The sequence below is a fragment of the Pseudoalteromonas sp. SG43-6 genome (assembly GCF_014164365.1).
Lineage (GTDB): Bacteria > Pseudomonadota > Gammaproteobacteria > Enterobacterales > Alteromonadaceae > Pseudoalteromonas > Pseudoalteromonas rhizosphaerae.
Genome location: NZ_JACJEZ010000085.1, coordinates 1 through 9,846, shown reverse-complemented (window position 1 = coordinate 9,846; position 9,846 = coordinate 1). Strand labels below are relative to the sequence as shown.

9 protein-coding genes and 1 pseudogene are annotated in these 9,846 nt (G+C 39.7%); 6 read left to right on the top strand and 4 right to left on the bottom strand.

What is annotated here, in order from left to right; translation table 11 throughout:
- Positions 1 to 100: 100 nt before the first annotated feature.
- Together H5201_RS21490 and H5201_RS21485 are read right to left on the bottom strand one after the other, a co-directional pair.
- Positions 101 to 739 (bottom strand): VPS10 domain-containing protein, encoded by a 639-nt coding sequence (locus H5201_RS21490; protein ID WP_182785358.1) that lies wholly within the window; start codon positions 737 to 739, stop codon positions 101 to 103.
- 59 nt (positions 740 to 798) lie between these two features.
- Positions 799 to 1,119: a membrane lipoprotein lipid attachment site-containing protein gene (locus H5201_RS21485; protein WP_182719567.1), complete on the bottom strand. Its 321-nt coding sequence runs from the start codon at positions 1,117 to 1,119 to the stop codon at positions 799 to 801.
- 333 nt (positions 1,120 to 1,452) lie between these two features.
- On the opposite strand from H5201_RS21485, the gene H5201_RS21480 reads away from it, so the two are divergent.
- Entirely contained in the window at positions 1,453 to 2,814 is a 1,362-nt protein-coding gene (locus H5201_RS21480) for an MFS transporter (protein WP_182740140.1), read from the top strand.
- Positions 2,815 to 2,851: 37 nt separating this feature from the next.
- On the opposite strand, the pseudogene H5201_RS21475 reads toward H5201_RS21480, so the two are convergent.
- Both H5201_RS21475 and H5201_RS21470 read right to left on the bottom strand, forming a co-directional pair.
- Positions 2,852 to 2,992, bottom strand: a pseudogene (locus H5201_RS21475) (delta-class carbonic anhydrase); the annotation flags it as partial.
- 70 nt (positions 2,993 to 3,062) lie between these two features.
- Positions 3,063 to 3,311: a hypothetical protein gene (locus H5201_RS21470; protein ID WP_182740141.1), complete on the bottom strand. Its 249-nt coding sequence runs from the start codon at positions 3,309 to 3,311 to the stop codon at positions 3,063 to 3,065.
- Positions 3,312 to 3,499: 188 nt separating this feature from the next.
- Between H5201_RS21470 and H5201_RS21465 the strand changes: the two genes are divergently transcribed.
- The 5 genes from H5201_RS21465 to H5201_RS21445 all read left to right on the top strand — a co-directional run bounded on the left by H5201_RS21465 (position 3,500) and on the right by H5201_RS21445 (position 9,682).
- Positions 3,500 to 4,648: a hypothetical protein gene (locus H5201_RS21465; protein WP_182785357.1), complete on the top strand. Its 1,149-nt coding sequence runs from the start codon at positions 3,500 to 3,502 to the stop codon at positions 4,646 to 4,648.
- A 357-nt stretch (positions 4,649 to 5,005) separates the two neighbouring features.
- Positions 5,006 to 5,686, top strand: a complete 681-nt coding sequence (locus H5201_RS21460; protein WP_182719561.1) for a CsgG/HfaB family protein — start codon at positions 5,006 to 5,008, stop codon at positions 5,684 to 5,686.
- Positions 5,686 to 6,033: a DUF4810 domain-containing protein gene (locus tag H5201_RS21455; protein WP_182719560.1), complete on the top strand. Its 348-nt coding sequence runs from the start codon at positions 5,686 to 5,688 to the stop codon at positions 6,031 to 6,033. The genes H5201_RS21460 and H5201_RS21455 overlap by 1 nt, the downstream gene beginning before the upstream one ends.
- A 1-nt stretch (position 6,034) precedes the next feature.
- A complete protein-coding gene (locus H5201_RS21450; RefSeq protein ID WP_182719559.1) occupies positions 6,035 to 6,712 on the top strand; it encodes a DUF799 domain-containing protein in 678 nt (225 codons plus the stop codon).
- Between the two features lie 846 nt (positions 6,713 to 7,558).
- The gene (locus H5201_RS21445; RefSeq protein ID WP_182785356.1) at positions 7,559 to 9,682 is read left to right on the top strand and encodes a TonB-dependent receptor; all 2,124 of its coding nucleotides are present in this window, start codon (positions 7,559 to 7,561) and stop codon (positions 9,680 to 9,682) included.
- The last annotated feature ends 164 nt before the right edge of the window (positions 9,683 to 9,846 follow it).

Here is a 9,846-nt window from a genome sequence, read left to right as displayed (position 1 = left end):
GCTCTGTTGTTTTTAAGCGATTCATAAGATCACAAAACACCATGAATGTTCCCTCGCTTCCCACATTTTTTAATACTATTAGTTCATTGATATATAAAGGCTAATTCTGGGGATACTTTAGCTTTCCACCCGTTGTTAACCACGCTTGATTATCTTTTCCTACAATGAGTGTATTACCACTGGCGGCAAATGCGGACTCTGAAGGTATTAAGCTAGGTAAATTTACTTTATCGGTTCGTGTCCATGTTTTGCCGCCATCTTGTGTACGTTTAACTACATAATAACCATCGACAGGATCACCCATTAATAAACCATTGTCTTGATCCCAAAATGCAATTGAATCAAAAAAACCTGCCTGATCCTGATTCTGTAACAATAATTGCCAACTTTTACCTGCATCTGTTGTTTTATATAATGAAGACTGTTTACCTGAGCCAACACTCATTACAATCGCGGTTTGCGTATCAAACACCGCAATATCACGAAAGTCATTATTTATGCTGCTTTTAACACTGCGATCATGCCAATGTTTACCGCCATCTTGGCTCACCCATACACTATTATTGGTACCTGTGACCCACAACGATTGATCAAATATCGCCGAACCACGAAGTGAAGGCTTACCATCAATCAATGTATGCTGAAAGCCATCAACTTGCTGAGCAATAGCTAAGTGGCTAAACACAAAAAAAGTCAGTACACAGAACGCTGTTAAGCTATGAAACGCTGTTATTATCATTATGAATCACCGATACCAATTAGTTTATTTTATAGTAGTTAACATAAACGCAGAGTAAGTTAGTCATCCGTCCTTGTTAATCTTACTCCATCAACAACCATTGACCACTGCCCATCGCTAAAAAATGGTGGTTGCGAAACCTCAAAAGTTGTATTCATTATAAGCATATCAACTAAGAAATTATCGCCATCAAACTCATCAACGGATGATGAAATAGAAGTTCCACCTCGTTGATAGTCAAAAGTTCCATCTGGGAGTATTTCTAGATACATGCCAGGACCTTGCCAATAACCTATATAAGCAAACTTATCTGCGGGTATTGGCTTACTGCAAGCACTCAGTGCCAACATAATAAATAAAGTGATAACTATTTTTTTCATTCGTTTCATTGAGACTTCGCTAAATTAGGTAATTCAGTGTAGCAATAAACACCTCACACTTACTACTTGTGTATCGATAAATTAATACAAATCATAGTAATAGCGTATCCATTAGATTGATGAGTGACTTTATTGCACACTCAACCATAACGTGTCTATTTTACTACAAGCGTCACCGTAACATTCGCTAAAAAACCAAGTAATAAATGCTTAGTACTCAATACTTATCCGAATATAGTTAATAGTAGAAAGGCTTAACTACCCATTTACTACTTGGAAAATACATTTAGTTACTCTAGTATCAACTTGTCTAGGCTAACTATTTGCATTTAAATGAAATCATTTCCTTCGCTGTATTTTGCTAATCTATTTTTAATTATTGGCACCGGTTTACTCACCACCTATTTAGCCCTCTATTTAGGGAAAAATGGCATCTCGACCTTTTGGATCGGGTTAATGACCTCATGTTATTACATGGGTTTGTTGCTTGGCTCAAAGCTTGGTTATCACCTTATTAAATCGGTCGGCCATATTAGGACCTTTGCAGCCAGTACCGCCGCTGTTTTAGCGTGCGTTGCAGCACACGGCGTTAGCGATAATATTTATTTATGGTTAGCCCTGCGACTATTTGTAGGCCTTGGTATGATGTGTAACTACATGGTGCTCGAAAGCTGGCTCAACGAACAAGCTGCACCAGAGTCTCGCGGGCGAGTGTTTTCGTTTTATATGATCACCTCTTATCTGGGTATGATTTTAGGTCAATTTGCATTAGCCGAATTCCCAGAGCTTGGCTATGCACCACTATTTTTAGTGTGCATGGCGCTGGCAATTGGCATTATTCCTATTTCAATCACTCGTAGGATTCACCCCAAGCCATTAAAACCAATTCAAGTCAGTCTGTTTGACTACTTTAAAAAAGTACCGCAATCACTTACAGCTGTTCACTTTGCGGGTATTATAAATGGCAGCTTTTACGGCCTTGCACCAACATTTGCCAAGTCATCTGGGTTTAATTCGTCAGAAATTGCCATTTTTATGTCTGCAACTATTTTTGCAGGTCTGATCGCGCAATGGCCAATGGGGATATTGTCGGATAAAATACGTCGTAGCGTATTGATCCGCACCAATGCGGTTGCGATTGGTGTAGTTAGCTTGGCTTTATTTTTGCTACCTATTACGCAAACACTCGCCTTTGCACTCACTTTTATGTTTGGCTTGTTCGCCTTTACTTTATATCCATTATCCTCAGCCTTAGCTAATTCACGCGTTGAAGATGAAGAGCGCGTTGGCGTGTCATCTGCGTTATTAGTTGTTTTTGGAGCCGGTGCAGCACTTGGTTCAACTGCCAATGCACAAGTTATGACCTATTTTGGTCACCAAGCCCTTTATGCCTCCATCGCATTATTAACGGTGATAATGTACTTATTACTCACTTACATTAATTCGAAACAAAAAGTAGAACAACCAGAGTCGAGTGATTACGTTGTAGGCACATCAGACGTTACCAACTCGCCACTGGCTGCGACCATGGATCCTCGAATAGAAGAAACGACTGCCCACGAGCAAATGTTGGTGGTCGATGAAATTGATGATGAATATGAAGAAAACAATGCAGTCTTTGATACCGATGATCCACAGGGTGACCTGTTTAAAGACTTTCAAACGCAAAACGAAACAGCTGAACTAAAAGACTAGCGATTCATTTTCGATATTACAAAAGCAGGTAACAGCTTCAATTTACCTGCTTTAATTGAGCAGCTGATAATTTACACTCAGAAAGGTAGCCTATAAGATGACCCTTGTCATTGCCCGCATACGTTTTAAACTCCCCGCCTTTATGCTCCGCATTTTTATAAAAATGAATGTAGTATAAATTAAGCTCACTTCGGCTGGGCCCCCCAAGCTAAGTAAGTTAATAGCTGCCTTCAATCGCTTTTCCAAAATTAATGTAGCTTTTTAGGCCCACTACGAACAAGCTCTTTACCGTTTTCAAACACATCATCTGTAACCCAGCGGCCTAACAACAAGTTATAGTTATCATCAAGTACAGCTACAAACGGGCGACCATTGGTATTATTGGTCGCCAGTGCCACACCGGCTATATTTTTTAAGCCCAATCCACCATTATCAATCAGTAATAAAAAAGCTTCTAGCTCTGCGAGGGTGTCAATTACATCGTTATCATTAATCATACTGTTTACTCAGTTATAACTTAATGAGTGAAGGATAACAGTTTATGAAAATAGGCTCTAGGGGCTGATTAAACGTTAAAGGTGGGAGTTACGACCCAATACTCAACGTATTTATTTGCGCTTACTCGCTCTACATCAGATAGTAGCCTTTGCATTGAAACTATTAAAACTGCTTATATAGGAAAACCATGATCAAACGACTTTTAGCCGCAAGCTTAATCTTCTCTTCGGGTTCTGTTTTTAGCGCTAACCCAACGGTTGAAGAGCTGCGTATTAAGCAAGCCACAACCGCTATGCCACAAGTTTTAGATATATTTTCTGAGGATATCGCGCAATTTGAACAAAGCTGGAAAAGCCTAAAAAACTTTAAACAGGCAACTGACTTACTACATGATTACTCAACCCAACTCTGGCTCAACGCCAAACAACACATTACCGTCACTAAAAGCTACGATGACAGAGCACTTTACTGGGCTCGCCTACTTTCAAGTAAAATAATCCGTACAACAAAACCTGAATTTGCATTAACAACTGCCGAGCAAAGCACATTGTTAACAATGTTAGAAAATGGCAGTCGCGGTCGCACCGACCTAGCCTACTCTAAAAACACCACCAAAAAGATTTTACTAACAGGCTTTGATCCATTCTTACTGGATAGAAACATCAATCAAAGTAATCCATCCGGTGTGGCCGCATTATTACTCGACGGCCAAGTAATTACTTATCAAGGTATCAGTGCCGAAATAAATACTGTGATGGTGCCTGTTCGCTATGAAGACTTTGATCAAGGTATTATTGAAGAACTACTCGCCCCTTATTACGCTCTGAATAACGTGGATATGATAGTTACCGTTAGCATGGGTAGTAAAGACTTTGACCTTGAACGCTTTCCAGGTAAGCGGCGCAGCGTAACCGCCCCCGACAATGCAAATATTGTCTATGGCGGCACAGCAAAAGCGCCACTGATTCCAAGTTTAAACGACCGTCCACTCCCAGGGAGTGAGTTTGTGCAATTCAGTTTGCCCGCCACGCAAATGCAGCAAGCCAAAGGGCCATTTCCGATAAATGACAATCATAAAGTTGTTACACTCGAAAAAGCCTTTGAACCTAAAACTTTAGCTGAACTAAAAGATGCGATTGCAGTAAAAGGCGGCGGCGGTGGTTACCTGTCTAACGAAATTTCGTACCGCAGTATTCGCCTGCGCGATCAACTCAATTCAGATATTCCGACTGGGCATATCCATACGCCACGTATAGCGCAGTTTGAACCAGAAACAGAAGCTAAAATAGTCAAACAAATTCAAGCAATGTTAGAGCAAAGCCTATTAGCCCTTTAAAACACAATAAAACATACTGCTATTAGCTCTACAACTGATAGCAGTTGAAACAACCACCTACTTTTAATTGAAATAATACCAATCACTGCTTCAATAAATTAAAACAGAAATTATTTCAAAGATGAAAAAGTGCTACCCCATCTCCTTAAACTTTCCTTGCTGCTGGATCATACAAAAATCAGACTACCACTGACTGGTACCTATAAGGTAAAGAATAACATTGCCTTTACATAATTTTTTGTTTATAAAAGTGGATGGTATTGGTAGTTATAATAGGTAATTAACTAACAAATATAAATATTAAACATTGGCATCCAAATCACTTTCTGCAATTATTTTAAACGGATATAATTCCTTATGCATATAAGCAAAAATCACATAAAAACAATAATAATTTCTGCGGTTGCAGCATCAACTTTAGCAGGTTGCGCTACAACATCATCTAAAGTTGTTGAAACCCAAACAGTTGCTAGCTATAACACTAACTACAGTGGCACTAAAAGTAAGTTGGTAGTTGGGCAATTTGTTAACCGTTCAAGTTTTCAAAATGGCATATTCTCATCTGGGCAAGACCGTTTAGGTAGCCAAGCTAAAACAGCATTAATGAGCCACTTACAACAAACAAACCGTTTTAGTGTACTTGATCGCGATAATATGACCGCACTTGCTGAAGAAGCAAAACTAACTGGTACAAAACAAGTTATTAGCGGCGCTAAATTTGTGGTAACAGGTGATGTGACAGAGTTTGGTCGCAAAGCTATTGGCGATCGACAGTTGTTTGGTTTATTAGGCAAAGGTAAATCACAAATAGCTTACGCTAAAGTAACACTAAACATTGTCGATGTTACTACATCAGAAGTTATCTACTCAGTTCAGGGAGCTGGTGAATACAGCCTATCTGAGCGTGAAGTTATTGGTTTTGGTAGTACCGCTTCATACGATGCAACCTTAAATGGCAAAGTGCTTGATTTAGCCATTCGTGAAGTCGTAAACAAGCTTGTTACAGGACTTGAATCAGGCCTATGGGGCAGTAAATAATGAAAAGGCTAATTACTTTAGCCTTAGTATGTGCTGCGCTTACAGGCTGTAGCTCAACTAAAGAGCCTATCTATTATTATGGCGAATACAGCTCAGCCGTATACGCATACCTAAAAGCAGATGAAGTAACAGTTGAACAGCAAATTAAAATGCTTGAGCAAGTTATTGCAGATGCAGCAAACAAAAGTAAAATTGTTGCACCTGGCTTGCATGCTCATTTAGGCATGCTGTACTTTGAAACAGGTGACCCTACTTTAGGTGCTAGCCACTTTGAAACTGAAAAGTCACTTTTCCCAGAGTCGGTTCAGTATATAGACTTCCTTCTAAAATCTGCGAAAGGCGTTTAACATGTTGAACTTTAAATCAATAACAGCAACTGCGCTGTTTGCATTATTAGCGGGTTGCGTTTCGTCACCACCGGCTCATGATTACACAGCGTTTAAACAAGCTGATCCACACTCAGTTATTATCCTGCCACCGCTCAATAATACACCTGAAGTTATAGCGCCTTACAGTGTAATGACCCAAATGGTTGCACCTATTGCAGAATCCGGCTTTTATGTTTTTCCTGTTGCGCTCGTTGAGCAAACCTTTAAAGGGAATGGCCTTTCAGTTGCAAGCGACGTGCATCAAGTTCCTATTAAAAAGTTACACGATATTTTTGGTGCTGACTCGGCGCTTTATATTACTATTGAAGAATACGGCACCAGCTACGTTGTAATTTCAAGTGAAACAGCTGTAACTGTTTCCGCATCTTTAGTCGATTTACGCACTGGTGAACAATTGTGGCAAGGTAAAGCAAGAGCTTCCTCAGCCGAGCAGCAAAATAATGGCGGCGGTGGACTTGTAGGCATGCTGGTAGTGGCAGCAATTAACCAAATAGCAGAAACTGTAACAGACAAAGGTTTCGAAATTGCTGCTATCGCATCAACGCGCTTACTTTCATCAGACGCTTACAACGGCCTACTATATGGTCCTCGTTCGCCTAAATATGGCCAACCGGTCCCGAGTGAAAAGAAAAAATAAAATGCTATTCTGATTAGCTAATTAAGTATTAAAAAAGGTAAGTTTATGAGGCCGAACCGTACAACGATTCGGCTTTTTTCTAACATATGGCTCACTAATTTAGTATGATTGGTATGATTTTTAAATATCTAACCTCCACCTTGAAATTACCTAAAATGCAAACTTACTTTTAAAAGCAAGCAAATATGGCTGCTCAGTCTATATCGCTAGTGACGTTGTCACTCATAACGACAGCCTATAAATTATCGTTTTTGGGTAAAAGCGTTGAACTGATAAAAAAATGGCAAACTAACTAAGCAAGGCCTATTCCCTGATTGATGTCTGATCTAGAGGTTTTATTTATCAAAATAAAACATAAACCACTGATTATAAATAACAAAGTAAAAACTTATAATTAAACAGATTATTTTACTTATTCAGCTCTCGACATTGCAAAAAAAACAACGTTATACTATCACTTGATGAAACACATGAATTTACACTCACTCAGACACAATAAAACGCTATTAAAATATTTAATGGTGCTTTTACTGCTGTTCAGTGTTTTTTCACAGTGGCACTCAACTGTTCACGCAGTACAAAGCAGCACAGAGTGCCAACTCTGCATAAGTTCGTTTGATTTTGACGATTTAATATCTCCTACCACCAGTATATTTGAACCTGAAAGCAACCGCTACAGCGCTGTTTTAGCCTTACACTCTCCTCAATTTAGCGCAATCGTTGCGTTTTCAGGTAATCGTGACCCACCGAATACTCTTTAAAGTTCACTGTTAAAAAACCGTTTTATAAAGACTGTTTGCCATTGGGTAAGCAGCCAGTTTTAGTGCAAATTTTAGAGATTAAATAATGAAAATTAAGTATTCACCATTAGTTTTGGCGGTATTAACTGCTATCAGTACACACGCAATGGCAGCAGAGAAACAAATACAAAAAGATGAAAGCGATTTAGAAAAAATTGTTATTACAGCTTCACCGCTTAAACGTACCGTACTTGAATCAAGCACCCCAGTATCAATTCTTAGTGGCGAAGAGCTTGATCAGCACCAAGCAGCAACCCTTGGCGAAACCTTAAAAAATGTGCCAGGTGTACACAGCTCTTATTTTGGACCCGTTGCCAGTAGCCCAATTATCCGAGGATTAGATGGACCTCGAATCAAGGTTGTACAAAACGGATTAGGCGCATCTGATGCATCACGCGTTGGCCCCGATCACCAAGTATCAACCGAAACCTCTACGGCCACACAAATTGAAGTATTACGCGGCCCTGCTACTTTGCTTTATGGTAGTGGTACAATTGGCGGCGTTGTTAATGTGGTTGATAACCGCCTCCCCATTGAAAGACAACAAGGTATTACTGGAGAAGTATTTGCTCAGTACGATAACGTAGCAGATTCAAAAACAACATCTACTGATTTAAATGCCGGAACGGGCGACTTTGCTGTTCATATTGATGCTTACAACCGTAATACCGGTGACTATAAAATACCTGTTCCCGCTGATATTAATGAACATGGTGGCAGTACTAAACTCTCAAACTCAGCAATCGATGCACACGGTTATAACTTAGGAGCTGGCTGGATCACTGACGATACACGCGTCGCTTTTGCCTATGGCTCAATGGACTCAGAATACGGTTTACCGGGTGAAGATGGCGTATTTATTAAGTTAAAACAAGACCGCTATCAAGGTGTTGTTGATTGGAATAATCTTGACGGTTTTATAAAATCGGTGCATTGGCAAAATGCATATACTGATTACCAACACTCAGAAATTGAAGGGACTGAAATAGGCACTACTTTTAAAAATGAAAGTATCGAGTCTAGACTATGGGCAGAGCACAGCGCGGTTTATGGTTGGCACGGTATAATGGGCTTACATTATAACAAAAGTGATTTTGAAGCGATTGGCGAAGAAGCCTTCACACCACCAACAAAAACCGACAGTTTAGCCGCATTTTTAATGGAAGAAAAACAAACAGGTGCTTTATTGTGGCAGCTTGGTACACGCGTGGAGCAACTAACCCATAAAGTGAATAACCAATTTTTTGATGAGCTATCAAACGATAATAGTATCTCATTTGCAGATGAAGATTACACGGCGGTTTCAGGCTCTGCAGGAGTAGTTTGGAGCATTAACGACAAGCACTCATTAGCATTTAATTATGCATATTCACAACGAGCTCCTTCGGCATCAGAAATTTATGCCTACGGCCCACACATAGGCTCAGGCACATATGAAGTAGGCGGTGCTTTTGATGTTGTTAATAACAGTGATGGTACTTACTCTGTGGCTCAAGTTGCCCAGAGTATGGATAAAGAAGTATCAAACAACTTAGACGCTACATATCGCTATAACGCTGATAGCTGGAATGCCAGCATCAGTATATTCCAGAACCAAATTGACGATTATATTTACGAAGACTTTAGCAACCTTGTACTAAGTGATGGTGAGTTTATTACTTCCCAAGCTTATGATCAATTACAAGATACAGGTGCAGCTTCAGATGAAGAGACTGATGGCTTACCTGTGGTAAATTTTGCGCAAGGAGATGCTAAACTCTATGGTTTTGAAGCACAAGTTGACTGGCACTTAAACGAACAATGGCGTCTGGATGTGTTTTCGGATTATACCCGCGCTAAACTAGATAAAGGCGGTAACGTACCAAGGATCCCACCATTACGTGTTGGTTCTTCAATACATTATGAATACGGTAATTGGCACACTGAAGTAGAAGTCACTCGCAACAGTAAGCAAGATAAAATTGCCGCAAACGAAACCACCACCGACGGCTATACCATGCTATCAGCCGCTGCTAACTATTACCTTGATTTAGGTAACGTTGACATGACATTGTATTTAAAAGCCGACAATCTAACCGATCAAGAAGCGCGCGTGCATTCATCTTACTTAAAAGACGAAGCACCACTTCCAGGTCGCTCATTTAGTATAGGTGTAAGAGCGCGTTTTTAAACAGCGCTTGCTATAAGTGTTTGTTAAATAAAACAGCTCTTATACCAATCGTGTTAAGTTACTGACCATTTATAGCGACAGATAAATACAGTGATAACAAGGCGTAAATTTTGACATGTAGTTGTTCTACTTGAAAAAATTATAACGCAGTTAGCGCTTTATTT